Annotated in this window: 19 protein-coding genes and 1 pseudogene; 11 read left to right on the forward strand and 9 right to left on the reverse strand. The window is 72.4% G+C overall.

Translation table 11 applies throughout. The features are described from left to right. Window positions 1-160 precede the first annotated feature (160 nt). Window positions 161-367: pseudogene (locus tag Q0795_RS05765) on the forward strand (response regulator); the annotation flags it as partial. A 222-nt stretch (window positions 368-589) separates the two neighbouring features. Here the strand turns inward: Q0795_RS05765 and Q0795_RS05770 are convergent. The 6 genes from Q0795_RS05770 to Q0795_RS05795 form a co-directional block, all read right to left on the reverse strand. Next, on the reverse strand, window positions 590-1,582 hold the full coding sequence (locus tag Q0795_RS05770; protein ID WP_298888307.1) for a hypothetical protein: 993 nt from the start codon (window positions 1,580-1,582) through the stop codon (window positions 590-592). Window positions 1,583-1,646: 64 nt separating this feature from the next. After that, the gene (locus tag Q0795_RS05775) at window positions 1,647-5,264 is read right to left on the reverse strand and encodes a hypothetical protein (protein WP_298887826.1); all 3,618 of its coding nucleotides are present in this window, start codon (window positions 5,262-5,264) and stop codon (window positions 1,647-1,649) included. A 171-nt stretch (window positions 5,265-5,435) separates the two neighbouring features. Next, complete coding sequence (locus Q0795_RS05780) at window positions 5,436-5,867, reverse strand: arsenate reductase ArsC (protein WP_298887828.1); 432 nt, start codon at window positions 5,865-5,867, stop codon at window positions 5,436-5,438. Between the two features lie 37 nt (window positions 5,868-5,904). Next, entirely contained in the window at window positions 5,905-6,522 is a 618-nt protein-coding gene (locus tag Q0795_RS05785) for an arsenate reductase ArsC (RefSeq protein ID WP_298887830.1), read from the reverse strand. Further along, window positions 6,519-7,610, reverse strand: coding sequence for an ACR3 family arsenite efflux transporter (gene arsB, locus Q0795_RS05790; protein ID WP_298887832.1), 1,092 nt, complete (start codon window positions 7,608-7,610; stop codon window positions 6,519-6,521). The genes Q0795_RS05785 and arsB overlap by 4 nt, the downstream gene beginning before the upstream one ends. After that, window positions 7,607-8,074 (reverse strand): ArsI/CadI family heavy metal resistance metalloenzyme, encoded by a 468-nt coding sequence (locus Q0795_RS05795; RefSeq protein WP_298887833.1) that lies wholly within the window; start codon window positions 8,072-8,074, stop codon window positions 7,607-7,609. Before Q0795_RS05795 ends, arsB begins: the two co-directional genes overlap by 4 nt. Window positions 8,075-8,160: 86 nt before the next feature. Between Q0795_RS05795 and Q0795_RS05800 the strand changes: the two genes are divergently transcribed. Continuing rightward, on the forward strand, window positions 8,161-8,520 hold the full coding sequence (locus Q0795_RS05800) for a metalloregulator ArsR/SmtB family transcription factor (protein WP_366942452.1): 360 nt from the start codon (window positions 8,161-8,163) through the stop codon (window positions 8,518-8,520). Window positions 8,521-8,619: 99 nt separating this feature from the next. Then, window positions 8,620-10,287, forward strand: a complete 1,668-nt coding sequence (locus tag Q0795_RS05805) for a CdaR family transcriptional regulator (protein WP_298887837.1) — start codon at window positions 8,620-8,622, stop codon at window positions 10,285-10,287. Between the two features lie 9 nt (window positions 10,288-10,296). Here the strand turns inward: Q0795_RS05805 and menC are convergent, their stop codons facing one another. From menC to Q0795_RS05820, 3 genes are read right to left on the reverse strand one after another with little or no spacing between them, the layout of a single operon-like run. After that, window positions 10,297-11,418, reverse strand: a complete 1,122-nt coding sequence (gene menC / locus Q0795_RS05810; RefSeq protein ID WP_298887839.1) for an o-succinylbenzoate synthase — start codon at window positions 11,416-11,418, stop codon at window positions 10,297-10,299. Then, on the reverse strand, window positions 11,415-12,260 hold the full coding sequence (locus Q0795_RS05815) for a GNAT family N-acetyltransferase (protein WP_298887841.1): 846 nt from the start codon (window positions 12,258-12,260) through the stop codon (window positions 11,415-11,417). Before Q0795_RS05815 ends, menC begins: the two co-directional genes overlap by 4 nt. Before the next feature lies 1 nt (window position 12,261). Then, on the reverse strand, window positions 12,262-13,467 hold the full coding sequence (locus Q0795_RS05820) for a M20/M25/M40 family metallo-hydrolase (RefSeq protein WP_298887844.1): 1,206 nt from the start codon (window positions 13,465-13,467) through the stop codon (window positions 12,262-12,264). 143 nt (window positions 13,468-13,610) lie between these two features. Here Q0795_RS05820 and Q0795_RS05825 point away from each other — a divergent pair, with 143 nt between their 5' ends. The 8 genes from Q0795_RS05825 to Q0795_RS05860 are packed head-to-tail and all read left to right on the forward strand — an operon-like array spanning window position 13,611 to window position 25,512. Next, window positions 13,611-15,230: an ABC transporter substrate-binding protein gene (locus Q0795_RS05825; protein ID WP_298887846.1), complete on the forward strand. Its 1,620-nt coding sequence runs from the start codon at window positions 13,611-13,613 to the stop codon at window positions 15,228-15,230. Next, window positions 15,227-16,249, forward strand: a complete 1,023-nt coding sequence (locus Q0795_RS05830) for an ABC transporter permease (protein WP_298887848.1) — start codon at window positions 15,227-15,229, stop codon at window positions 16,247-16,249. Before Q0795_RS05825 ends, Q0795_RS05830 begins: the two co-directional genes overlap by 4 nt. A 31-nt stretch (window positions 16,250-16,280) precedes the next feature. Beyond that, window positions 16,281-18,140, forward strand: a complete 1,860-nt coding sequence (locus Q0795_RS05835; RefSeq protein WP_298887849.1) for a dipeptide/oligopeptide/nickel ABC transporter permease/ATP-binding protein — start codon at window positions 16,281-16,283, stop codon at window positions 18,138-18,140. Beyond that, entirely contained in the window at window positions 18,137-19,144 is a 1,008-nt protein-coding gene (locus Q0795_RS05840; RefSeq protein WP_298887851.1) for an ABC transporter ATP-binding protein, read from the forward strand. Before Q0795_RS05835 ends, Q0795_RS05840 begins: the two co-directional genes overlap by 4 nt. After that, window positions 19,141-21,162 carry a S9 family peptidase gene (locus tag Q0795_RS05845; RefSeq protein ID WP_298887853.1) on the forward strand — a complete coding sequence of 674 codons (2,022 nt, stop codon included), beginning with the start codon at window positions 19,141-19,143 and terminating at the stop codon, window positions 21,160-21,162. The genes Q0795_RS05840 and Q0795_RS05845 overlap by 4 nt, the downstream gene beginning before the upstream one ends. Continuing rightward, the gene (locus tag Q0795_RS05850; protein WP_298887855.1) at window positions 21,159-22,646 is read left to right on the forward strand and encodes a serine hydrolase; all 1,488 of its coding nucleotides are present in this window, start codon (window positions 21,159-21,161) and stop codon (window positions 22,644-22,646) included. Before Q0795_RS05845 ends, Q0795_RS05850 begins: the two co-directional genes overlap by 4 nt. Beyond that, complete coding sequence (locus Q0795_RS05855; protein WP_298887857.1) at window positions 22,643-24,022, forward strand: serine hydrolase; 1,380 nt, start codon at window positions 22,643-22,645, stop codon at window positions 24,020-24,022. Before Q0795_RS05850 ends, Q0795_RS05855 begins: the two co-directional genes overlap by 4 nt. Continuing rightward, entirely contained in the window at window positions 24,019-25,512 is a 1,494-nt protein-coding gene (locus tag Q0795_RS05860) for an amidohydrolase family protein (RefSeq protein ID WP_298887859.1), read from the forward strand. The genes Q0795_RS05855 and Q0795_RS05860 overlap by 4 nt, the downstream gene beginning before the upstream one ends. Window positions 25,513-25,641: the final 129 nt, after the last annotated feature.

A 25,641-nucleotide genomic window follows, 5' to 3' on the forward strand; every position in this document is an offset into this window, starting at 1 on the left:
CCACATGGCTGCCTCCTCGCCCGAGGGCGCCGTCACACCCCCTATGGTCCTGGCGTCAGGGTGGGGATCTGCCTCATGCCTCATGAAGATCTGACGAAGATCTGCACGGGTGCGTGCGCAGGTTCTCCCCAGGATGCTGCGTCGGGAGAGACTCAGCGGTATGGACTCGACGCCGCACGCCGATGCGCAGCTGTCACGCACGAAGGTCCTCGTCGTGGATGACGAGCGGGCGATCGCCCAGATGGTGGGCACGTACCTGACCCGGGCCGGGTACGAGGTGTCGGTCGCGCACACCGGTCCGGCGGCCGTCTCCACCGCCCGCGCGGAGAGCCCTGAGGTTCTCGTCCTGGACCTGGGTCTGCCCGGCAAGCGGAGGAGGCGGCGGAAGTCCGGGTCCTGTGCCAACTCGAAGACCGATGCGGCTCCCACACCGTGCAGGAATGAGCACGAGGGCCCGGGAGGACTGTCACAAAACTGGCACACTGAGAAAAGATGGTGCATCCTCGCTGCTCAAGGCCTTATGGGCGCGATTCCCGCCACCTCCACTCCGATGTCTCACGCTGTGCAGTTCCTGTCACCCCCAGCCAGCTCAGGGGGTCGCGCCGAACCCCTGCCCGTCCCAGACGTCGTGAACGTGCGCGGCCAGGGCGCTCTGCCCGATCTGCGCGGACGTGTACAGCGTGGCCAGCTCGGCGCCGAGCGTCGTCTCGCCCGCGATGAGGCCGGTCCGGTTCACCAGCTGCACCAGGGTGCCCCGTGCGGCGAGGCTTGTCGGGGGGAGGAGTGGCTCGGGGTGGTACCAGCCCTGCGCCTCCAGCACGGGCGCGACGTCCAGGTAGCGAGCGGGGGCGGGCACGTCCTCGGCGACGGAGGTTGCGTCGGCACGGAGGCTCACCCACGAGGCCTCCGGGACGAGCGTGCCACCGTCGAGCTCACGCGCGACGAGCCGGAGGGGTTCGACAGCCGGCTGGTCCGGGCGCGCCACCGCCAGGGCGTCGACGGCTGGATCGATCAGGACCGTGCCGGGGAAGACCTCCAGGACCCGCCCGAGGGCGGCGAGAACCATCGACTGGTCCAGCGCGGGGGCGGGTCCAGGCACCACGGCGGGCAGGCCGGGAGCAACGGGTCGCAGGGGCAAGGCACACCCAGAGGTATGCAGCACCGCGAGCGCGCTCAGGAGTGCGGTGACGAAGTCGGCGCGGACCGAGATCATCGGCGGGATCGAGAACTGGGCGGGCCCCGCCGGGCGGTCGTTGGCGATCTCGACGAACCCGTGTCCGGCGACGGCGAAGCCGACGCCGGGGGTCGGCCCGGCGATGCCGAGGGCGCTGGCCACGGCGTTCGCCCTGGTGTCGTGCAGGCTCATCTCCGAGAGCAGGTTGAGATAGCCGCCGACCTCGGTGATGTTGCGCGGCGGCGGCACCCGCGAGGGGAACACGTCTCCCTGCAGCGCCAACCGCTGGAGCAGGATGCGCTGGGCCTCGAGGACCTCGGGCCGGGTGGCCGTGCGCATCAGCTCGGTGAGCACCTCGATGATCTCGGCCAGGCCCTCGTCCGCATCCGTGGTAGGGATCTCGGTCATCGTGTCCTCCTGGGGTCTGGCTGCATCGTGACCAGTGGGTCGAGGCGTGTCGGCGGCCGCCGGCTCAGAGCAACCCGAGGGTGGTGAGCCAGGCGGTACTGCCCTGGGTGCGGGTGCCGTTCTCCTCCTGGCTGAAGGCGTCGAAGAGCGTGATCGCCTTCGTCGTCGGGATCGGCTCGGGCGTCAACGAGGTGATCACCGAGGTGGCCAGTTCCTTGGCGGCGTCCAGGTCGGCCTTGGCGTTCGCGGCGGCGAGGTAGGCCTTCGCGTTGTCCTTGAGGTTCTTCACCGCGGTGTCGATCTTGTCGTTCTTCGCCTTCTCCTCGGCCGCCTGCTTCTCCTTGGCCTCTTTCGCGGCCTTCTCGTCCTCCGCCTTCTGCGCCTGCTTCGCCGCGGTGGCGGTCTTGTGCACGTCGACGGCAGCCGTCATCGCCTGGCTCGCCAGCGCGGTGGCCTTGCCCAGGGCGTCGGACCGTGCCGACTCGGCACTGGCGATGGTCTTCTCACCCAGCGCCTTGAGGACGTCCTGCCCGAGGAAGTCGGTCGAGAAGGACTGCTGCTTGGCCGCCTCGGCCGCCAGGGCCGCCGTCAGCGTTCCCGGAGTGAGGGTCCCGCCCTGTCCGGGGGTGATGTTGATGACGGAGGGCACCTGGGTCAGCGTCGACGGGGCGGCGAGCTGGGCGATCGACGACTCGCGCAGGGTCACACCCTCGATCGCGGTGGCCTCGTCGCCCGGCGAGTCCTGCCAGTTCCAGAATCGGGTCAGGTCGATCTTCTCCGCGGAGGGACAGTTGCCCAGCACGGCCTCGCCGAGCACTCCCTTGGTCGGCAGGGTGAAGTGCGACTCCGGTGGCGAGAAGGCCGTGCGGTGGAAAGCGGTCAGGGCATCCTGGACCGCACCCGTGGTCAGCGAGGGCGGAGGCTCCTGCTCGTCACCGTCGACACCATCGTCTCCGTCGTCCACCGGCGCTCCGGCAAGGTCACCGGCCAGCGACGCTGGGATCGAGAACGGCATGATCATGGAGTTGCCGTAGTAGCCGAGCACTTGGTTGGCGACGCAGTTGAGCAGGGGCACGTGCTGGCTCGCGTCCGCGAGGCCCTCAGCGTCGAGCCCGGTGTCGGGCAGGCCGATCGTGTAGCCCTCCAGCATCACCACCCGCTCCTCGGCGGTGAGTGAGGACCAGACAGCTTTGGAGTAGGTCATCGTGCTACCCACCACGTGCTGCAGCATCCGCTCGACCTTGAGCAGGTCGCGGAAGCGCAGCGGGGAGTTCTGCTCGACCGCCGCGAACAGCTGCGGGGCCGGTGTCAGCTCCAGGAGCGTGTCGGTCGGGTCGGCCACGATCGAGGACGGGTCCGCGTTGAGGGTGACCGTGAAGTCCTTGATCCTCGGGCCGCCCAGGTGTCCTTCCAGATCAGACGGGGACAGGGCCACGCTGGTCATCCGGTCCAGGTCGAAGAAGCTGTTCAGGAAGCTGCCGTCCTCGAGGTTCTCCAGAGCCTGGTAGTACGGGTTGTCGGACATGTCCAGCTGGTAGGTCAGGGTCCGGAAGGACCGCGTCACCTCGAAGCCGGTGACGTCACCGCGGTCCACCGGTTCCATCAGCGGGACGGTCGCCGTCCGTTGCGTGAGGCTCGCGACGTTGTTGCGCACTCGCTGGAGCTCGGCGACGACCTCAGCCCGCGTGGCGAGGGTCTTCGGAGCCAGCTCCGTCTGCGAGTGCGCCAGCTCGACCCGCCGCAGCCGTCGCCCGCCTCGCAGCAGCACGGTGACCCAGATGGTCTCGTAGGGCACGAAGCTGCCGTCGACCGTGATCTTCAAGGAGTCCGACGCGGCGCCGTCGATGGCGACCTCCTGCCGCGGGTTCGCGAAGAAGTCCTCGAGCAACCGCATACCCTCTCGGTGCCGTCCCGGCAGCCACGGCTGGATCGCGTCGGCGTGCCGGTGCAGCAGGGCCCAGCGGTCCACCAGCTCGGTACGTTCGTTGAAGGTCTCGGTGTCCGTGATCTCCAGAGGCTGCCCGGTGGGGAGGAAGCGCACGATGTCCAGCGGCACGAAGCAGACCAGGGTCGTGCCCTCGACCTCGGTGGAGGCCGCGAACTTCCGCAGCACCTCCCAGTACTGGATCGTGAGCGCGTGCGCCTTGTTGTGGTTGGTGATGACCTTGGTCGTCACCGACTGAGTCTCGCTCTCCCGGGCGAGCCTGATGCTGGAGCGGGTGGCGCTGCGTCGCCCCGAAGCCTCGGACTCGACCGTCCGGTGCAGGCCCTCCGCCGCGGTGCTCGTGGACGTGCGGACGCCGTCGAGCGCGCTCGCGGTGCTGCCCTTGTTGGTGCTCTTGCCGCCACCGCCGCCGGCGCCGACGCCCAGCACCACCGGTCCGAGCACGGCGCCGATGCCGCCCGCCACGCCCCAGCTCGAGGAGCGGGCCTCGTTCGAGTACTTCGAGCTGGCCGTGACGTGCTCCTCGAAGGCCGTGGTGAAGACCGCGCTGGCGGAGGCGTCCTCCTGCAGCCTGGCCTTCTGCTGCTCGACGACCTCGAGCACCTCGGAGTCCCGGACGGAGGCGGTGCTGACCCGCTCGGACACCGCGATCCGCTGCTGCTCGCCGGGGGCCAGGGGGAGGGAGTAGACGAGGTTGCCCAGCGTCAGACCCTTGTACTTCCAGACCTGGGCGAGGTTGAGCACGTAGCCGAGCCCGAGCGTCCCGGCGACCGGGACAGGTCGCTCCGCCGTGATCGTGTCGCCGCGAAGGCCGATGATCCCGTCCCGGAAGCGGTCCACTCCGATGGGTCTGTCGATGGGGACCCGGTCCACGTATGACGTCTGCGCGAAACCGAACGCGGGCGCCCAGTCGGCGTTCCACAGCACGAGGGGCACGCCGGCACCGTCGCGCCGTGGCCAGGACACACGGGTCACCGTCGTGGTCCGCGGCTCGACGAGCCTGACGAGGACCTTGTAGGGGAAGCGCCGGACCGCGGTGTCCTCCTCGAAGACCATCGTGCAGGCGTCCTGCCCGAGGCTGACCCGTACCGGCGGGGTGGGCGGGTCGTCGGCCGGGTCTTCGTCGGTGAACGGGCCGAGCCCTTCGACGAGGTCGACCAGAGCACCCACCACGCTTCGCGGAAGCGGGGCGAGCGACTCCCGCAGCTGGATCACGCCCAGGGCGGAGCCACCTGCGGGAGGTAGGTCGAGCACGAGGTGGTGCAGGCCGTCGGCACCCCTGATCCGCAGGCCCAGCCCCTGGGCGAGCAGGGTCGAGCGGTCATCCCCCGAGATGTCGCGCAGGGGGAGCACGAAGACGCCTTCATCGCCCGTGACGACGCCGCGCCCGAGGACGCGGCCGTCCGGCAGGGTCGGTTCCACCGAGAGCCGGTCGACCGGGGTGTCGTTCGGCTGGAGCACCTGCCCGCGGACTCGCGCCGGCAGGGACCTGACGGCCGGGGCGAGGAAGCGGGCGACGTCCAGGGTCTGGCCCAGGCTCTCCAGACCGACGTAGAAGTGGGTGACGTCGGCGATCTTGTCCTCGACGACCCGCTTCCGGTCCTCCTCCGTCAAGGACGACAGGCCCTCGCGGTCGAGATGGACGAGGTCGAGGCTGGGGACGAAGTCCTCGGTGACCCGGACGCGTCTCGGGCGTGGGACGTCAGCCTGTGCATCGGAATGCTCGGTGGTGGCCATGACGCCCCTTAGTGAACTAGGTCACACCTGTTCACTGAAAAATGTACGCCTGGACACCGGTCTGTGGCAATGGGCCGACGAGGCTCTCCGCGCGCTGGTAGAGGGCCGTCGCGCGCAGCGCCGCCCTGACGTACATGCGCATGAGTGACGGTGCACCCATGTCACCGCAGGTCAGGAGCTCCCAGGTGCGCCACCCGCCACGTCCAGCGAGGTGAGCAGGTCGACGACCCGCCCCCGGATATCGTCGCGGATGGGTCGCACGGCCTCCACCCCTCGACCTGCGGGGTCCTCGAGCGCCCAGTCCTCGTAGCGCTTGCCGGGGTAGATGGGGCAGGCGTCGCCGCAGCCCATCGTGATGACCACGTCGGAGAGCTGTACGGACTCGGCGGTGAGGACCGTGGGGCGCGCGTGGCTGATGTCGATGCCGACCTCGCGCATGGCCTCGACCGCAGCGGGGTTGACGGAGTCGGTGGGCGCGGACCCGGCGGACCGGACCTCGACGGCATCGCCGGCGAGGTGGGTCAGCCACGCCTGCGCCATCTGCGAGCGTCCGGCGTTGTGCACGCAGACGAAGAGGACAGAGGGTCGGGGACTGCTGCTCATCGGAGCTCCTCGGAGGGCGTCGGTGGCGGGAGGGGGGTCAGTCGAGGACTTCACGCAGGAGGGCGGTGACCCGGGCCTGAAGGTCGTCGCGGATGTCACGCACGGTGTCGAGATCGGCGCCTGCGGGGTCCGCGACGGTCCAGTCCTCGTAGCGGCGCCCTGGGTAGATCGGGCAGGCGTCGCCGCACCCCATGGTGACGATGACGTCGGCCGCGCGGGTCACCGAGTCGGTCAGCGGCTTGGGGTATGCCTCGGTCAGGGAGATCCCGCGTTCGGCCAGGGCTTCGACGACCAGGGGGTTGATCTCCTGGGAGGGTCGTGAGCCGGCCGAGCGCACGTGCACCCGCCCGCCGGAGAGGTGCTCGGCCAGGGCGGCGGCCATCTGTGAGCGTCCGGCGTTGTGCACGCACACGAAGAGCAGCTCGGGCACCTTCTTGGTGATGCGTCCCTCCGCCTGGGCCGCGGCGCTCAGCCGCTCGCGGGCGTCCTTGGCGACGAGCACGGGCAGGTAGGTGTGGATGGTGGAGACGGCGTCGAGTCGCTGCCAGGCCTGTTCCACGGCGAGCTGGACCGACTCGCGGGGGAAGATCCCTTCGTAGGTGTAGGTCAGGTCGTCGACGATGGCGGTGTAGGTGTCGGGGCGGGATGTGGTCATGGCCTCTCCTGGGTGGAGGTCGGGCCCCCGGCACCGGAGCGGCGTCGCAGGGCGAGCGATACGTAGACGAGGGCCACGAGGACGGGGACCTCGATGAGGGGCCCGACGACACCGGCCAGCGCCTGGCCAGAGGTCACCCCGAACGTGGCGATGGCGACGGCGATGGCGAGCTCGAAGTTGTTGCCCGCGGCGGTGAACGCCAACGTGGTGGTGCGCTCGTAGCCGAGCCCCAGCGCGCTCCCGAGGGCGTAGCCGCCACCCCACATGATCGTGAAGTACGCCAGGAGGGGCAGCGCGATGCGGGCGACGTCCAGGGGCTGGCTCGTGATGCGCTCGCCCTGCAGCGCGAAGAGCAGCACGATGGTGAACAGCAGGCCGAGCAGGGCGAAGGGGGAGATGCGGGGCAGGAAGGTGCCCTCGTACCACGCCCGCCCCCTCGCCCGCTCGCCCAGGGTTCGGGAGAGGTAGCCGGCGAGCAGCGGGACGCCGAGGAAGACCAGCACCGAGACCGCGATCTGGGTGAAGGAGACGTCCAGGGCGCTCTGCTCGAGGCCGAGCCAGCCGGGCAGGACGGTCAGGTAGAACCACCCGAGCCCGGCGAACGCGATGATCTGGAACAGCGAGTTGAGCGCGACGAGCAGGGCGGCCGCCTCACGGTCGCCGCAGGCCAGGTCGTTCCAGATGATGACCATCGCGATGCACCGGGCGAGACCGACGATGATGAGGCCGGTGCGGTACTCGGGCAGGTCGGGCAGGAGCAACCACGCGAGCGCGAACATCAGCGCGGGGCCCAGGACCCAGTTGAGGACCAGCGAGCCGGCCATCAGCCGGCGGTCGGAGGTCACGGCGCCGAGACGGTCGTAGCGGACCTTGGCCAGCGGGGGGTACATCATGACCAGCAGCCCGATGGCGATGGGCAGCGAGATGCCGTGCAGCTGCACCGCGTCGAGTGCCGCGCCCAGGCTCGGGACCGTGCGGCCGAGGGCCAGGCCGAGGATCATGGCGACCCCGATCCACACGGGCAGGAAGCGGTCGAGGGGGGAGAGCCTGCCGGCCACCTGCTCCGGCGCGTCCTGGACGGTCGTCACCCGTGGCCACCCGCGGGCGTGCAGCAGGCCGGGGAGGACTCCAGGACCGGGAGAGAGGCCGTGGCCGGCTGGGCGTTCGCCGGGTTCTCGTCCTTGACGACGTAGACCTCCCACGGCGCGCCGGCGGGGTCGTGGACCCACACCTTGTCCTGCAGGGCGTAGCAGCAGGTCGTGTCGCTCTCGTCGAAGGTGGCCAGGCCGCTGTCGGTCAGGCGGGTGCGTGCCCCCGCCACCTCTTCCACGCTGTCGACCTCGACGCCGAGGTGGTTCAGGGCGCCCTTCGCCCCGGTGCCCCGGGTGGCCCCGTCGGTCTGGATGAGCACGAGCTTGAGCGGTGGCTCGCTGATCGCGAAGTTCGCGTAGCCCGGGCGGCGCTTGTGCGGACCGACGCCGAAGAGGGTGGAGTAGAAGTCGACGGACGCGTCGAGGTCCACGACGTCGAGAGCGAGCTGGACGCGGCTCATGGGGTTCCCTTCTCACGAAGATATCGATGGATGTCAATATGCAGATCCTGACACTTCATATCGATATATGTCAATATGGAGAGGTGATGACCGCACCAGCACCGGACGGACGTGCCCAGCTCGCCCAGGCGGTGGACCGCTGCTGTGCCACCGAGGGCAGCTCGCCGATGACCCGCGAGGACGCCGTGCTCGTGGCCCGTCTGCTGAAGGCCGTGGCGGACCCGGTCCGTCTGCAGATCCTCGGCATCGTGCGCTGCTCGCCCGGCCAGGAGATCTGCGCCTGCGACCTGCCCGTCCCGCTCGACCTCAGCCAGCCCACCGTGAGCCACCACCTCAAGGTGCTGGTCGAGGCGGGTCTGCTCACCCGCGACCGGCGTGGCCAGTGGGCGTGGTTCGCCCTCGTGCCCGACCGGCTCGCGCTCGCCCGTCGCGCGCTCGAGGTCTAGCAGCGCCACGTCGTCGCCACCCTCCACGTGCGGGGGAGGACGTGGCGCCGCCGGGCGGGCCGGCGTCCCGGGGCGTCGGTGGGTTGAGAGACTGGGCCGATGAACTCCCCCCGGTCGAGCAGTCCGCGGCCCTCGGCCACGGTGGGCCGGATCCTCGACGACCTGGGCAGCACCTTCCTGCGCCCGCTCGTCCTCGGGAGCCCGGGGCGTGCCGTGGAGGGCGTGGTGATCCACGATCCGCTCGATGACCAGCACGGCCCCGCCTCGCCGGTCGTCCTCGGCGTCGGGGTGAGCGGCGCGGAGCAGGTCGCGGAGCTGGCCGACCGGGCGGGGGCCAGAGGTGCCGCCCTGCTGATCGTGCGGGAGCCGGTCGAGGCGGGTGCCACCCTGACCACGATCTGCCGCAAGCACGGGATGACCGTGGCCGGCCTCACCCGCGGGGCCTCGTGGGCGCAGCTCACCGCCATGCTGCGCTCGCTGCTGGCCGAGGGCGACGTCGGTGGGGCCGACGACGAGACCGTGGGGGGCCTCCCCTCGGGAGACCTGTTCGGGCTGGCCAACGCGATCGGCAGCCTGGTCGACGCCCCGGTCACGATCGAGGACCGCAGCTCGCGCGTGCTCGCCTTCTCCGGACGTCAGGACGAGGCCGACCCCTCGCGGATCGAGACGATCCTGGAGCGGCAGGTCCCCGAGCGCTACGCCCGGCTCCTGGACGACCAGGGGTTCTTCTCCGTGATGTATGCCGCGGACCGGCCGGTGAGCATCCGGCTCCGGGGCGAGGACGCCGTCAGCAAGCTCCGGGTCGCGATGGCGGTCCGGGCCGGCACCGAGGTGCTGGGGTCGATCTGGGTGGCCGTGGACGAGGAGCTCGACGACGAACGCACCGCGGCGCTGCAGGAGTCGGCGAAGCTGGTGGCGCTGCACCTGCTGCGCATCCGTGCGGGCGCCGACGCGTCGCGACGCCTGCGGGCCGACCTGCTGGGCACCGCCCTCGAGGGAGGGGTCCGCGCACGGCACGCCGTGACCCGGCTGGGCCTGGCCGGCGTCACCGTCGCCGTCCTGGCGATGCAGGTGGGCGCACCCTCCGCCGGGTCGACGGCGGGCCGCGACGACCTCGGCACGCTCGGTCAGGACGCCGTCGAGAGGGAGCGGCGCAGCGACGCGCTCGCCCTGCACCTGACGTCGGTCCACCCCAAGGCCGCGACGGCCCTGCTGGGCGAGGTCACCTACGGGCTGATCCCGGTCACCGACGGCCTGGTGTCCGCGGAGCGCATCGCTCGGGACTTCGTCGCCCGCACGGGTCCGGGGCTCACCTCACGGGTGGGCATCGGTCCGCCGGCCGCCGACGTCGACGCTCTGGCGGCGGCCCGGCGTGGTGCCGACCGTGCCCTCCGGGTCCTCATGGAGGGGAGGACCAGCTCGGTCGACGGGGCGGCAGGCGCCGTGGCTGTCTATCGCGACGTGCAGATCCAGTCCTTCCTGCTGGAGCTGCGCGACCGCCTGCTCTCCGACGACGAGCAGCCGAGCGGGCCGGTCTCCCACCTGGTCCAGCACGACCGGGCGCAGCAGACCTCGTTCGTGCAGACGCTGCGGGCCTGGCTCGATGCCCACGGCGACGTGGCGGCCGCGGCCGGTGCGCTGCACATCCACCCCAACACCCTGCGGTACCGGTTGCGGCGCATCGAGAGCATCAGCACGATGGACCTGGCAGACCCCGAGGCCCGCTTCGCCGCCCAGCTGCACCTCCGCCTCCTGCCCCCGTCCTGAGGGCCGGGCTCAGGGCGTGAGCTCCAGCCTGGCGGTGCTGAACCGGTCCAGCGCGTCGGGGCGCACCTCGACGCCGAAGCCCGGACCGGTCGGCACGTCCACCTCACCGTCCCGCATGACGATCGGCTCCGTGACGTCCTCGCTGTAGAAGCGGTCCGAGCCGGAGATGTCCCCGGGCAGCACGAAGCCCGGCAGCGCGGCGAGGGCCGCGTTGGCCGCCCGGCCCACGCCGGTCTCGAGCATCCCCCCGCACCACACGGGTATGCCGTGCGCCCGCGCCAGGTCATGGATGCGGCGCGCCTCCAGGTAGCCCCCCACCCGTCCCGGCTTGATGTTGATGACGGAGGTCGCCCCGAGGGCGATGGCGTCCGCCGCCGCCTCGGCCGAGACGATGGACTCGTCCAGGCAGACGGGGGTGCGCACCTGGCGGGCGAGCTCGGCGTGCTGCCGCAGGTCGGCCTCCCCGAGGGGCTGCTCGATGAGCAGGAGGTCGGCGTCGTCGAGGCGGCGGAGCAGGCCGACGTCGGCCAGGGTGTAGGCGGCGTTGGCGTCCACCTGGAAGAGCAGGTCGTCACCGAATGCCTTCCGGACCGCCCGGACCGGGACCAGGTCTGCGCCCGGCTGGATCTTCAGCTTGATCCGGGCATACCCCTGATCCAGGAAGTCGCCGACGACGCGGACGGTCTCCTGCGCCGAGGGCTGGATGCCGACCGAGACCCCGCTGGGCACGCTCGTCCGGACCGCCCCGAGGTAGTCGGCGAAGGACAGGTCGTGGGCCCGCAGCTGGGCGTCGAGCACCGCCATCTCCAGAGCGGCCTTGGCCATCGGGTGCCCGACGACGTGCCGCAGGTGCCAGCCGACGGTCTCGGCCGTCAGGTTCTCCACCGCGAACAGCGAGGGCGCCAGCCAGCGGCGGGTGACCTCGACCGCGCCCGAGAGGTGCTCCGCGGAGTAGAGGGGGGCCTCCATCGCGACGCACTCTCCCCAGCCGGTCACCTCGCGACCGTCGGGGGTGCGGGCCTGGGCCTCGACCAGGTAGCAGCTGCGGGCGGTGGTCGTGGCGAAGGAGGTGGTGAAGGGGGAGCGCAGCGGCATCTCGATCTGGTGCAGGCGCAGGCTGGTGAGCCTCATGGTTCCCTCCGCAGGATGTAGTGCCGGTCGTCGTCGAAGTCGTGCACCTGCCAGCCGTTCGCCAGCAGACTCTCCAGGGCGAGCCGGGTCTCCCGCCGCCACCGCAGGGCCAGGTCCGGGTCGTCGCGGCGCAGCCCCTCGATGTCCCGGGGGACGCCGACCAGCACGTCGGTGGTGCCCGGTGGGACGTCCAGCGCGAGCCCACCCGGCTCGTCCTGCTGGTTCGACAGGGCCACGTGGGCGGTGGTCGAGGAGGGGGCGCCGGCGGGGGGCCGGGCGCGGTCGGAGGGGGTCCCGGTCGGCAGGTCCCAGCGGACCACCATCCGGTCGGAGGCCTGTCCCGCGTTGACCGCGTCCCGCATCGGGCCGTAGAACTCCTCGTGGTAGTGGCGCGGGAAGGCGCCGAGCACCCGGATGTTGAAGTGGGCGTTGCGCGCCACCAGCGGGTCGAACGTCCACGCCATCGTCGCTATCCCCCGGTCGAGGCACCAGCGACGCTGGTGCTCCTTGATGGCACGGCCGATGCCGTGGCCGCTCGCCTCCGGGCGCACGCCCACGATGTGCGAGTGGAAGGGCCGGCCGGGTGGCCCGCAGAAGCCGACGGCCGCACCGACGGGACGGCCGTCGAGGCTGGCCAGCAGCACGTAGTTCTGGCTGTGGACGAGGGCCACCATCATGTGCCGGTCCAGGATGGTGCCCTGCTGGACCGACCAGATCCGGTCGAAGAGCCGTGCCACCTCCAGGCACTCCTCGGGACGGGTCACCAGCGTGAGCACGAGGTCTCCCGCGGGCCGTCTGCCGCCGACCGTCGGTGGAGGCGCCGTGGGGTGGGGACCGGCCATCTCAGTCCGTCTCCCGTCCGGGTGTCGCTGCGGCCCCGCCCTGGGCAGACGCCGCGTCGCGCAGCTGCTCGACGAGCCTGGCCAGGACCGCCGTCCGGGGTGCGATCTGGTCGACGAGCACGTGCTCGTGCTCGGCGTGGGCTCCGCCGCCGACCGCTCCCAGACCGTCCAGCGTCGGGATCCCGGCAGCCGCGGTGAAGTTGCCGTCGGAGGCGCCGCCGACCGCGGCCGCGTCAGGGACCGGCAGTCCCAGCGAGACGCAGACATCGGCATACCTGCGCCAGAGGTCGTCGCTGTGGTGCCGCTCCATCGGGTAGCGGTTGATCTCCCCCACGGTGCGCACCTGCGCGCCCTCCTGGGTCGCGCGCAGCGTGTGCAGCCCGGTATGCACGCGTTCCAGCTCTTCGGCGGAGCCGGCGCGCACGTCGATGTCGAGGGTGGCCGCGGCCGGCACCGTGTTGCTGGTGGTCCCTCCCGCGAACGTGGTGGGGGTGACGGTGGTGCCCTGCTCCGGGTCCGCCAGCTCGAGGATGCGGGGCAGCTGCGACGCGAGCTCGAGCAGGGCGCTCACCCCGCGCTCGGGGTCCAGCCCCGCGTGCGCGGCCACCCCCTTGAGCTCGAGGCGGTAGCGGCTGGCGCCCTTGCGGGCCACCTTGACGGCCCCGCCGTCGGCGGAGGCCTCCAGGACCAGGACACCGGCCGCCCCCTGCGCCGTCTGCAGGATGAGCTCCCGCGAGTGCTCGGAACCGACCTCCTCGTCACCGGTGACCAGCAGGGTGACGCCGTCCAGGGCCTCTGGTCCGGAGCTCTCCTGCAGCAGCGCGCAGGCATGCACCGCCATCACCAGACCGGTCAGCATGTCGAAGGTCCCCGGGCCGCGCACGACCCCGTCCTGGTGCGACCAGGGGAGTCGTTCCAGGGTGCCGACGGGCCAGACGGTGTCCTGGTGGCACAGCAGCAGGACCCGCGTGGGGCCACCCAGGCGCAGCAGGAGGTGCGTGACCCCCTGCTCGACGATGGTCTCCGGGCGTCGGCCGAGCCGCTTCTCGACGACGTCGGCCACGACCGCGGCGCCCTCGGCCACCGCCGCGAGGTCGGCGGACGGTGACTCCACCTCGACGAGCCGCCGCAGGTCCGCGAGCAGGTCCGGCACCATCGCGTCGGCGGCGGCCAGCAGCGGTGCGGGGGTGTCGGGAGCGGTGTTCACACTGCGCCACGCTAGAGCGGCGCACACCGCGGGTTCAATGGGCGATAGGACCAAACAGACAGAGAATCTTCGGCCGATCCGACGAAGCCGAGGTCTGGAGAGGGTTGCCATCATGAACGCACGTCCCAGACGAGGAGACCTTCGTGCACCGTTCAGCCAAGACCCTGGCCATCGCCGCCGCCACCGCCACCCTGCTCGCCGCCTGCAGCGGCGGAGGGGGTGACAGTGGTGGCACCGGCACGGACGACGCCGGACAGCCCAGTGCCCCGCCGGTGGACGACGGGAGCTTCGTCCTCGGCGTGGGCAACGACCCGGGGAACCTCGACCCGTCCATGACCGTCCTGTCGGTCACCCGGACCGTGAGCCGGCTGAGCTACGACACGCTCGTCCACCAGCGCCAGGACGGTTCCTTCGTGTCCCAGCTCGCCACCGACTGGCAGGTCGGGCCGCAGGAGATCGAGTTCACCCTCGACCCGGACGTCACCTGCTCGGACGGCAGCCCGTTGACCGCCACGGACGTCAAGGACAACCTGGACTACATCACCGACCCCGAGAACCAGAGCCCGCTGCTGGGGGTCTTCGTCCCCGCCGGCCTGACCACCGAGGCGGACGACGAGGCAGGGACCGTCACCGTCACCGCGCCCGAGCCGAACGCCTTCCTCCTCAACGGCTTCACCAACGTCTTCATCCTCTGTCGCAGCGGGCTCGACGACCACGACGCGCTGGCCCAGGAGACCCACGGCACCGGCCCGTGGGTGCTCTCCGAGGCGGTGGCCGACGACCACTACACCTACACGCGGCGGGCCGACTACGCCTGGGGGCCCGACGGCACCTCCCTGGAGGGTGAGGGAGTGCCCGAGGAGGTGGTCGTGCGGGTGATCGCCAACCCCACGACGCTGACCAACCTCGTGCTGTCGGGGGAGGTCAACGCGGCGACCGTCATCGGCGCAGACGCGGACCGGCTCGACGAGGAGGGTGTCGACAAGATCGAGCTGCGCTCCCCGCAGGGCGAGTTCGTCTTCAACCAGGCGCAGGGGCAGCCCGGATCGGACCCCGCCGTCCGGCAGGCCCTGCTGCAGGCCCTGAACATCGAGGCCCTGGCCACCGTCGCCACGGGGCGGGACGACGCGCAGTCGGTGGGCCTGGTCACCACCGAGCCCAAGCCCTGCCAGGGGGACACCGTCTCGGGCAACCTTCCGACCTACGACACCGCAGCAGCAGCCGAGGCCCTGGACGCGGCCGGCTGGAGCGCCGGCCCCGACGGGGTGCGGGCCAAGGACGGAGAGCCTCTGGCGATGACCTTCATCTACCCCGCCAGCACCGGAGACTCGGTGGCCGCCGCGGCGGAGCTGGTCGAGCAGATGTGGCGCGAGGCCGGGGCAGACGTGACCCTGCAGAGCGTCACGTCGACGCAGCTCAACGAGGTCCTCTTCGCCACCGGGGACTGGGACGCGGGCTGGGTGCCGATCACCGTCAGCCTGCCGAGCCAGCTGGTGCCCTTCTTCTCCGGCCCCGCGGCCCCCGACGGGACGAACTTCGGCCACCTGGACAACGCCACCTACGACGAGAGCTCGGCCGAGGCGCTGGCCACCGGTGACACCGAGACCGCCTGCGAGCTGTGGAACGAGGCCGAGGAGGCCCTGATCTCCGAGGGTGACGTGGTGCCGATGTTCGACGCCGTCGCCGGCGTGTACCTCAGCGGTGGCACCCTCGAGTACCCCGGTGGCGAGCTGGACGGCAGCTCCCTGCGCCTCGGCCAGTGACGGCGACGACCGACACCCACGCCGCCGCGCCGCACCTCGGCACCGGGGCCAGGGCCAGGAACACCTGGGCGACGCGCACCTGGACGAGGTATGTCGTCCGCCGCCTCGGGGTCTTCGCCCTCTCCCTCTGGATGCTGGTCACCTTCGCCTTCGCGATGATCCACCTCATCCCGGGCGACCCGGTGCGGGCGGCCCTCGGCGTCAACGCCTCGCCCGAGCTCGTCGCTGCGCGGCGCGCCGAGCTGCACCTCGACGAGCCCCTGCTCAGCCAGTACGTCCGGTACCTGGGCGGCCTCGTGAGCGGCGACTGGGGGGTCTCGCTGCAGTCGCGGCTGCCGGTGACGCAGGTCATCGCCGAGCGGCTGCCGAACACCCTGCTGCTGGCTGGCCTGACCTTCGTGGTCACGCTGCTCATCGCGCTGCCGATCGGCACCGGGATGGCGGTGCTGACCCAGCACGGACGGCACCGCCTGCTGGAGCTGGGGTACACCGGGATCGCGATGGTGGTCTCGGCCGTCCCCGAGTTCCTCATGGGTGTGGTGCTCGTCTACGTCTTCGCCGTGCGGATGGAGGTGCTGCCCATCGCCGGCAACGCCGGCCCGGGCTCGGTGATCCTGCCGGTGGCCGCGCTCTCCCTCGGCTCGGCGCTGGCCCTGTCGCGCATCGTGCGGGTCGAGCTGCTCAGCGTGCTGGGCCGGGACTTCGTGCGGACCGCGCGGGCGAAGCGGCTGCGCCCGCGCCGGGTCTACCTGCGGCACGCCCTGCCGAACGCCCTCACCGCCACGATCACCCTCGGGGGCCTGCTGCTCTCCGGTCTCATCGCCTCCACCGTCATCGTCGAGAGCATCTTCGCCTGGCCCGGCCTGGGCCCCACGATGGTCAGCTCGATCATCACCAAGGACTACCCGCTGATGCAGGCCATCGTGCTGATCTACGGCGCGATGGTGCTCAGCATCAACCTGGTGGTGGACATGGTGCTCTCGGTGCTGGACCCGCGCTCCACGATCCGGGAGGCCTGAGGTGCCGGGCAGCGGAGGTGCGGGGCGGCGCGTGTCGGACACGCTCCGCAACCCCCTGGCCGTGGCAGCGCTCCTGGCGGGCACGCTCGTCCTCGGCACGGCGCTCCTCGGGCCGGTGATCTGGGGCGAGGCGGCGGAGACCAACGACTTCACCAGCCTGGACCAGCCGGCCAGCGCGGCGCATCCCTTCGGCACGGACAAGCTGGGGCGCGACATCCTGGCACGGGTGCTCGTGGCGGCCCGCCTGTCCATCGGTCTGGCGGTCGCCGCGACCGCCATCGGGATGGTGCTCGGTGTGCTCGTCGGGGCGGTGGCGAGCATGTCCGGACGGCGGTTGCGCCGGTTCCTGGCCATGATGATCGGCATCGCGGTGGCCTTTCCCGGCCTGCTGCTGGCGCTGTTCTTCGCGGTGATCTTCGGGGTCGGCCCCCGGGGGGCGGTGCTCGCGCTCGGCTTCGCGATGGCGCCGGGGTTCGCCCGCCTCACCCAGACCCTCGCGGCCTCCGTCACCAGCCAGGACTACGTCTCCGCAGCCCGGGCCCTCGGGGTCTCCCGGGTCCGGATCCTGGTCCGGCACGTGCTGCCGAACCTCGCCGAACCGCTCATCGTCAACGGCACGGTGGCAGCGGGGTCCGCGCTCCTGGCCTTCGCCGGGCTGTCGTACCTGGGGCTGGGCGTCCAGCCGCCGGCCTACGACTGGGGGCGGATGCTCTCGGAGGGTCTCAACTCGATCTACACCAACCCCTCGGCCGCCCTCGGGCCCGCCCTGGCCATCGTCGTCAGCGGCCTCGCCTTCAACTTCGCCGGCGAGTTCGCGGCCCAGACCGTGGGCGGTCGAGCTCGGGTGCACCGCAAGGTCCCCGCCCACGTCCCCGCGGACGCCGGACCCCGCCTCTCGACGTCGTCCGACGACGCCCCTGGCACGGTGCTCTCGGTGCGGGACCTGACGGTGCGCATCCCGACCGCCGACGGCCTGATCCGACCCGTCCGGGGGGTGGACCTGGACCTGGCACCCGGCGAGGCGGTGGGCGTGCTCGGCGAGTCCGGGTCGGGCAAGAGCCTCACCGCGCTCGCGATCTCCCGGCTCACGCACGACCCGGTGCGGGTGGACGCCCAGCGGCTGACCTTCGACGGGATGGACCTGCGGGGCCGGCTCGGGGCCACCGAGCGGACCCGGCTGGGGACCTCGCTGAGCATGGTCTTCCAGGACCCGATGAGCTCCCTGAACCCGACGATGCGCGCCGGCGACCAGCTCGCCGAGGTCGCCACCGAGCACCAGGGGAGCAGCTGGCGGGACGCCCGCGCCCGGGCCGTGGAGCGCCTGCGCGCCGTCCGGATGTCGGCGGCCGAGCGCCGGTCCCGGCAGCTGCCGCACGAGCTGTCCGGCGGGATGCGGCAGCGGGTGATGATCGCCATGGGCCTGATGGGCGACCCGCGGCTGATCATCGCCGACGAGCCGACCACCGCGCTCGACGTGACGGTCCAGCAGCAGGTGCTGGAGGTCATCCAGTCGACCCGGGAGCGGACCGGTGCGGCGCTGCTGCTCATCTCGCACGACATCTCGGTGGTCAGCAGCATCTGCGACCGGGTCCTGGTGATGTATGCCGGTCGCGTGGTCGAGGACCTGCCGGTCGCCGACCTGGAGCGGGCCCGTCACCCGTACACCCGCGCCCTGGTCGAGGCGGTGCCCACCATGCAGACGCCCCGCGACGAGCGGCTGAGCAGCATCCCGGGCCGCCCCCCGGACCCGGCAGCACTGCCGACCGGCTGCCCCTTCGCGCCCCGCTGCCCGCGGGCCGACACCACCTGCACGATCGAGCCGCCCCTGGTCCGGTACGCCGCCGGCTCCGGCGCTGTCGCGTGCCACCACCCCGTCGAGGAGACCTCATGACCGCGGCCCTGGACTTCCGCGACGTGACCGTGACCTACGGCACCGGGGCGCAGGCAGTGCGAGCTGTCGACGGCGTGAGCCTGCAGGTGCCCGCCGGGTCGGTGGTGGGCCTGGTGGGGGAGTCCGGATCGGGCAAGTCCACCCTGGCCAGGGCCGCGATCGGGATGGCTCCCCTGACCGGCGGCAGCATCACCGCGAGCGGTCGACCGCTTCCCCGCCGTGGCAGACGACCGGTGCAGATGGTGTTCCAGGACCCGGTGGCGGCGCTGGACCCCCGGATGAGCGTCCGGGCCAGCCTGACGGAGGCGCTGGGGGTGGCCGGGGCGGTGCCCCGCCGCGAGCGGGAGGCGGAGGTGATGCGGCTGCTGGAGCTGGTGCACCTCGATCCCGGGCTCGCCGGGCGGATGCCCGCCGCGCTCTCGGGTGGGCAGCGACAGCGGGTCTCGGTGGCCCGGGCCATCGCGGCACGACCGGAGGTCATCATCGCCGACGAGATCACCTCGGCGTTGGACGTCTCGGTGCAGGGCGCGATGCTGAACCTCATCCGCGACCTGCGCGCCGAGATGGACCTGTCGATGCTGTTCATCTCGCACAACCTCGCGGTCGTCTGCTACGTCTGCGACGTCGTCGCGGTGATGTATCTCGGCAAGATCGTCGAGGTCGGGCCGACCGCCCAGCTGGTGGCCGACCCGCAGCACCCCTACACCCGCCTGCTCCTGTCCACGGCTCCCCGTGTGGGGGCCTCACTGGCCGACAGCTCGTTGCCCCCGCAGGTGCAGGACACCGAACCCGCGGACCCGCACGCGCCACCGACCGGGTGCCGGTTCCACCCCCGCTGCCCGCAGGGGCCCGCGGTCGTCGCCGGGCGGGAGATCTGCGCCCAGCAGGACCCGGCGCCCGGGGCACGGGACCGCCCCCACCAGGCGGCCTGCTGGTTCCCCGGCGGGCCCGTCGACCTGCCGTCCCCCCGTCCTCGTGACCCCCAGCCCGCGGAGGCGACATGACCACCCTGCCCGACCTGGCCGCCGTCGAACGGCTGCAACGGCCCAGCGACCCGGCGGTCCTGCCGGACGGCCGCGCGGTCGTCTACGTGGTCACCACCGTCGACCGTGAGGCGGACGAGGACGTCAGCCGGCTGTGGATCGCGGCCCCGGGGACCGCGCCCCGGGCGCTGACCCACGGCCGGCACGACAGCGCGCCCCGGGTCAGCCCCGACGGCAGCCGGCTCGCCTTCCTCCGCCCGGTCGACGGGGTGCCCCAGCTGCACCTGCTGCCGCTGGACGAACCGGGTGAGGTGACCGTGCTGACCGGTCTCGCCTCGGGTGCGGGCGCGGCCGTCTGGAGCCCGGACGGGTCCTCGATCGCCTTCACCGCCCCGGTCGACGAGGAGTCGGGGGCGGTGGAGGAGCAGGGTGCGGGGGCGCACCGACCGGTCGTGATCGACCGGCTGGGCTACAAGAGCGACGGGGCCGGGTGGGCACGGTCCGCCCGTGCCCAGGTGCACGTCCTCGAGCTCGGCACCGACAGTCACGCCGGCCCCGGGCCCGGTCGATGCCGCCGGCTCACCACCGGGCATGCCGACCTCGGCCCGCCCCGCTGGCACCCGGACGGCGACCGGCTGGTCGCCTGCGCCGCGCTGGGCGAGGACGCCGACCTGAGCCTGTCCAGCGCCGCCTACGAGGTCCCGGTGACGACCCCGGACGGACCCCGCCCGCAGGAGGAGCTGCGCCGGCTGACCCCCGAGGACGCGATGGTCGTGCTCGCCGACTGGCACCCGGACGGTTCCCGGCTGCTGACCGTCGGACGGGCCGACCCCGGGCTGGGGCACCTGTACGTGCTGGAGTCGGTCGGGGGCACCCTGACCTCGCTCACCGCGACGCTCGACCGCAACGTGATGCCCGGCGGCCCCGGATACCCGGGAGGGCTGCCGCAGGTGAGCGTCACGGGCGACCTCCTCCTCTGCGCCCGCGACCAGGGGGCGACCGGGCTCTACCGGATCCCGGCGTGGGCGCCGGGGGCCCGCGTCCGGGCCGAGCCGGTGGCGGTGGCGAGCGAGGGGCATACCGAGGTCTCCGGGCTGTCCCTGGCGGCGCGGGCCCCGGTCGCTGCCCTCGTGGTGGCCGACGGGAGCAGCTACGGCGAGATCCAGCTGCTCGACCTCGGGGACGGCAGCCGCACCACCCTCACCTCGCACACCGCCGACTCGGTGCCGGGCCTGGCGCCCTGCCGCCCGGAGGAGCGCTTCTTCCCCGTCTCCGACGGACGGACGGTGCACGGTTTCCTGCTCCGGCCCGACGGGGTCAGCGGGCCCACCCCGCTGCTGCTGGACGTGCACGGGGGGCCGCACAACGCGTGGAGCCCCACCGCCGACGCCGCGCACGTCTACCACCAGATGCTGGTCGCGCAGGGCTGGTCGGTGCTGCTGCTGAACCCCCGCGCCAGCGACGGCTACGGCGAGGACTTCTTCCTGGCCAACGTCGGCCGCTGGGGATTCGGTGACCAGGCCGACTTCCTCGAGCCGCTCGCGCAGCTCGTCGAGGAGGGGGTGGCCGACCCCGCGCGGCTGGCGCTGACCGGCTACAGCTACGGCGGCTACATCACCTGCTGGCTGACCGGGCATACCGACCTGTTCGCGGCGGCGGTCGCCGGAGGGGTCGTGGCGGACACCGTGAGCATGCTCGCCTCCGACGTCGGCCACCCCACCATCGCCCTGGAGCACGGCTCCCTGGACCACGACCGGCTGTGGGAGCAGTCCCCGATGAACGCCGTGGACCAGGTCCGCACGCCCACGCTGATCCTGCACGGTGCCGAGGACGAACGCTGCCCGGCCGGGCAGGCGGAGATGTGGTTCGCCGCGCTGCGCGCCCACGGTCAGCGTCCCGAGCTGGTCCTCTACCCGGGAGCCTCGCACCTCTTCATCCTCAACGGGCGACCCTCGCACCGGCGGGACTACACCCTCCGGATCGTCGAGTGGCTGACCCGTCACGTCGACCCCCGACCCGCCGAGAAGGAGCCCTCATGAGCACCGAGACCACACCGTCCGACACCGAGCAGGCCACCCGGAGGCCCACCTCGACGACCCCGGCCGACAGCGCGTACTGGCGGCACCGGCTGACCGAGCTGATCGCCACCTACCAGGTGCCGGGTGCCTCCCTGGGGATCCTGCGCGGCGGTGCCATCACCGAGGTCACCGCCGGTGTCCTGTCCACCGAGACCGGCGCGGCGGCCACCCCCGACTCGCTGTGGCAGATCGGCTCCATCTCCAAGGTGTGGACCGCCACCCTGGTGATGCAGCTGGTCGACGAGGGAAGCCTCGAGCTGGACCAGCGGGTCGCCGAGGTGCTGCCCGACTTCACCCTGGTGGACGAGGCCGCCGCCGCCGAGATCACCGTCCGTCAGCTGCTCAACCACACCAGCGGGATGGACGGTGACGTCTTCACCGACACCGGCCGGGGTGACGACTGCGTCGCCCGCTACCTGGCGGAGACGGCCACGATCGGGCAGAACCACCCGGTCGGGGCGACCTGGTCCTACTGCAACTCCGGTTACGTCGTGCTCGGTGCCGTCATCGAGCGGCTGACCGGGCAGACCTGGGACCAGGCCCTGCGCAGCCGCATCATCGAGCCGCTCGGGCTGAGCCACACCACGACGCTGCCCGAGGAGACGATGCTGCACGCCGCGGCGATCGGGCACATCGGCACCCCGGGACAGGCCCCGCACCCGACCCCGCAGCTGCTGCTGCCGCGCTCCATGGGGCCGGCCGGGCTGATCACCAGCCGGGTCCACGACCTGCTCTGCTTCGCCCGGGCGCACCTGGCCGGGGGCGTCGCCCCTGACGGGGAACGGCTGCTGACCGAGGAGTCCGCGCGCCGGATGACCGAGCACCAGGCCACGGTGCCGGACCCGCACACGCTCGGCGGCGACTCGTGGGGGCTGGGCTGGATCCGCTTCGACTGGGGCGGGCACCGGCTGCTCGGGCACGACGGGACCACCCTGGGGCAGAACGCCTTCCTGCGGATCCTGCCCGGCACCGACGGCGATGCCGACGACGCCTTCGCGGTGGCGCTGCTGACCAACGGGGGGCGCACCCGGGAGCTCTACCAGCAGCTGTTCACCGAGCTCTTCGAGGAGCTGCGCGGGGTCCGGATGCCTCCTGCCTTCGCTCCCCCGGAGGACGGACCGGAGCTGGACCTGACCCCCTGGCTGGGGACCTACGAGCGGGCCTCGCTGACCACGCAGATCTCGGTCGAGGACGGCACGCCGATGATCACCCAGACGATGCGCGGGGCGATGGCCGAGCTCGAGCCGGACAGCGCGGTGCAGCGGTGGCCGCTGGTCCCGGTGTCCGAGAGCCTCTACGCGGCGACGCCACCGGGGATGGACACCCACCTCCCGATCACCTTCTACCAGCTCGACAACGGCACCAGGTACGTGCACTACGGGGTCCGGGCCAACCCGATGACCGCCCCCGCCACCCAGCAGGACGCAGGAGAGGACGCATCATGAGCACCCAGGACCGACTGCAGGAGATCGTCACCGAGGAGGCCGAGAAGGCGGGCGTGCCCGGGGTCGCCGTGGGGATGGTGCTCGACGGCGAGGACCACTTCGCCTACCACGGGGTGACGAGCGTGGAGCACCCGCTGCCCGTCGACGCGGGCACCCTGTTCCAGTTCGGCTCGACCGGCAAGACGTTCACCGCGACCGCCGTCATGCGGCTGGTCGACCGTGGTGACGTGGACCTGGACGCGCCGGTGCGGCGCTACCTGCCGGACTTCGCCGTGGCCGACGAGGAGGCCTCCGAGCAGGTCACCGTGCTGAACCTGCTCAACCACACGGCCGGCTGGTCCGGGGACCGGATGGGCGACGTCCGGGACCGCGGTGACGACGCGCTCGCCCGGTTCGTCAGCGGCCTCGCGGACGCCCAGCAGGAGTTCCCGGTCGGGGCCGGGATGTCCTACAACAACGCCGCGCTGTCGGTGGCCGGCCGGATCATCGAGGTGGTGACCGGCAGCGGGTACGAGCAGGCGATGCGCGAGCTGATCTTCGCCCCGCTGGGGATGGAGCACAGCCTGTTCCTGCCCGAGGACGTGATGACGCACCGGTTCGCCGTGGGGCACGTCCCGGCCGGGGAGACGATGGCGATCGCCCGGCCCTGGAACATGCCGCGCGGCAGCGCACCCGCCGGCGGGATCACCGCCGACGCCGGCGACCTGGTGCGCTGGATCCACTTCCACCTGGGCGACGGCACCGCCGCGGACGGCACCCGGGTGCTGGAGGCCGCGTCACTGCGCCGGATGCAGGAGCCCACGGTGACCGTCAAGGGCTCGGCGCTGGGCGACCACATCGGGATCTCCTGGATGCTCGAGGACCTGGACGGGGCCCGGGTGGTCGCGCACGGTGGCAGCACCATCGGCCAGGAGTCCGCGTTCACCATGATCCCCGAGCGGGGCTTCGGCATCACCAGCACCACCAACGCGTCCGGGCCGGGCACCGTCTTCAACAACGCGGTGGTGCGCCGGGTGCGCGAGGAGTTCCTGGGTCTGACGCCGCGCACGCCGGTGCCGGTCGACCGTGACCCGGAGCAGCTGCAGGCCTACGTCGGCAGCTACGACACGGTGGCGCTGACCGTCGAGGTCTCGCTCGCCGACAAGGCCCTCTCGGTGATGATGGAGCCCAAGCAGTCCTTCCTGGACTCGCTCGGGGCCAGCCGGGAGGACTTCGTCGAGCCGCCGATCACGCTGGGCATGGTGGACGACGACGAGTTCGTCGCCACCAGCGGCTCGGCCAGCGGGATGAAGGGCACCTTCGTCCGGGAGGCCGACGGCACGGTGTCCGGTGTGCACATGGGCGGCCGGCTGGCCCGGCGGCTGCCGGTCGGGTGACGGCGTCCACCACCCCCGCGCAGGTCGTGCTGCGCGGGGGGAGGGTCGCCGACCCGGCCCGTGGTGACGAGCGGGTCGTCGACGTGCACCTGGCCGGCGGCCGGGTGCACGCGGTCGGTCCCGGGCTGCCGGTGCCCGACGGGGCCCAGGTGCTGGACGTGGACGGCTGCGTCGTGGGGCCCGGTTTCGTCGACCTGCACAGCCACGTCAACTCCGTCGCCGGTCAACGGCTGCAGGCGATGGACGGCGTCACCACGGCGTTGGAGCTGGAGGGCGGGCTGATGCCGGTGGACCTCGCCTACCGGCAGACCGCCGACGAGGGGAGGCCGCTGAACTTCGGCTTCTCGGCCTCCTGGGGCCAGGCCCGGGCGGTGGTGCTGCTCGGCTGGCAGCCGACCCTGGACCTGACCTCCTCGCTCGGGATGCTCGGCGAGCCCGACTGGCAGCGCTCGTCCTCACCGGCCGAGCTGGGACGGTGGATGGAGCTGCTCCGGGCCGAGGTGGCCGACGGTGCGCTGGGCATCGGCATCCTGCAGGGGTATGCCCCGCGGACCGACCCGGCGGAGTTCACCGCGGTGGCCCGGCTGGCGGCCGAGACGGGGGTGCCGACCTTCACCCACGTCCGGGAGCTGGCTGCGGCGGACCCGAGCACCCCGGTCGACGGCAGCTCCGAGATCGTCGTCGCCGCCGCCGAGACCGGTGCCCGGATGCACCACTGCCACGTCAACAGCACCTCCCGCCGGCACCTGGACCGGGTGCTGGACACCCTGGCCTCGGCCCGGGCGGAGGGCTCGGCGGTGACCGTCGAGGCCTACCCCTACGGTGCGGGGAGCACCGGGATCGGCGCGGCCTTCCTGGCGCCCGAACGGCTCGGTGTGTGGGGCCTGGGCCCCACCCACCTGGTGCTGCTGCCGGAGGGCACCCGGATCCGGGACGAGGCGCACCTGCGCCAGGTCCGCCGCGAGGACCCCGGGCACGCCTGCATCGTGGAGTTCCTGGACGAGCGCGAGCCCGCGGACCTGGCCTTCCTGCAGCGGGCCCTCGCCTTCCCGGACGCCATCGTGGCCAGCGACGCGATGCCGGTGCTCTGGCCGGACGGCGTCCGGGAGTCGCGGCGCTGGCCGTTGCCGCCGGGCGGCAGCACCCACCCGCGGACCAGCGGCACCTTCGCCAAGGCCCTGCGGCTGATGGTGCGGGAGCTGGGTGCCTGGTCGTGGGTGGAGGCGTTCCGCCGCTGCAGCTGGCTGCCGGCGCAGGTGCTGGCCGAGGTCAGCCCGGCCGCGGCCCGCAAGGGCCACCTGTCGGTCGGGGCGGACGCCGACGTGGTGGTGCTGGACCCGGAGGAGGTCGCGGACCGCGCGAGCTACACCGACCCGACCCGGCACTCCACCGGGGTGCGGCACCTGCTCGTGCACGGCGAGCTCGTGGTCCGCGACGGCGAGCTGGACGAAGGGGCGTTCCCGGGGCAGCCGGTCCGGGCGGGGCACTGAGCCCGGCCGGGGGCTGAGAGGCGATGCCGTGTGCGCCGGTGGCCCTGTGGGGGCCACGACCGCACACGGCATCTCTCGGGTGGGTGTCCAGGACGGTCCACCCCTCGAACTCCGGGACCACAGGTGACC

It is taken from the genome of uncultured Serinicoccus sp., assembly GCF_947487915.1.
Taxonomy (GTDB): domain Bacteria; phylum Actinomycetota; class Actinomycetes; order Actinomycetales; family Dermatophilaceae; genus Ornithinicoccus.

Coding starts and splice junctions, on each gene's coding strand:
- Q0795_RS05770 (WP_298888307.1), bottom strand. CDS start 1,582: ATGACCGAGATCCCTACCACGGATGCGGACGAGGGCCTGGCCGAGATC.
- Q0795_RS05775 (WP_298887826.1), bottom strand. CDS start 5,264: ATGGCCACCACCGAGCATTCCGATGCACAGGCTGACGTCCCACGCCCG.
- Q0795_RS05780 (WP_298887828.1), bottom strand. CDS start 5,867: ATGAGCAGCAGTCCCCGACCCTCTGTCCTCTTCGTCTGCGTGCACAAC.
- Q0795_RS05785 (WP_298887830.1), bottom strand. CDS start 6,522: ATGACCACATCCCGCCCCGACACCTACACCGCCATCGTCGACGACCTG.
- Q0795_RS05795 (WP_298887833.1), bottom strand. CDS start 8,074: ATGAGCCGCGTCCAGCTCGCTCTCGACGTCGTGGACCTCGACGCGTCC.
- Q0795_RS05800 (WP_366942452.1), top strand. CDS start 8,161: ATGACCGCACCAGCACCGGACGGACGTGCCCAGCTCGCCCAGGCGGTG.
- Q0795_RS05805 (WP_298887837.1), top strand. CDS start 8,620: ATGAACTCCCCCCGGTCGAGCAGTCCGCGGCCCTCGGCCACGGTGGGC.
- menC (WP_298887839.1), bottom strand. CDS start 11,418: ATGAGGCTCACCAGCCTGCGCCTGCACCAGATCGAGATGCCGCTGCGC.
- Q0795_RS05815 (WP_298887841.1), bottom strand. CDS start 12,260: ATGGCCGGTCCCCACCCCACGGCGCCTCCACCGACGGTCGGCGGCAGA.
- Q0795_RS05840 (WP_298887851.1), top strand. CDS start 18,137: ATGACCGCGGCCCTGGACTTCCGCGACGTGACCGTGACCTACGGCACC.
- Q0795_RS05845 (WP_298887853.1), top strand. CDS start 19,141: ATGACCACCCTGCCCGACCTGGCCGCCGTCGAACGGCTGCAACGGCCC.
- Q0795_RS05850 (WP_298887855.1), top strand. CDS start 21,159: ATGAGCACCGAGACCACACCGTCCGACACCGAGCAGGCCACCCGGAGG.
- Q0795_RS05855 (WP_298887857.1), top strand. CDS start 22,643: ATGAGCACCCAGGACCGACTGCAGGAGATCGTCACCGAGGAGGCCGAG.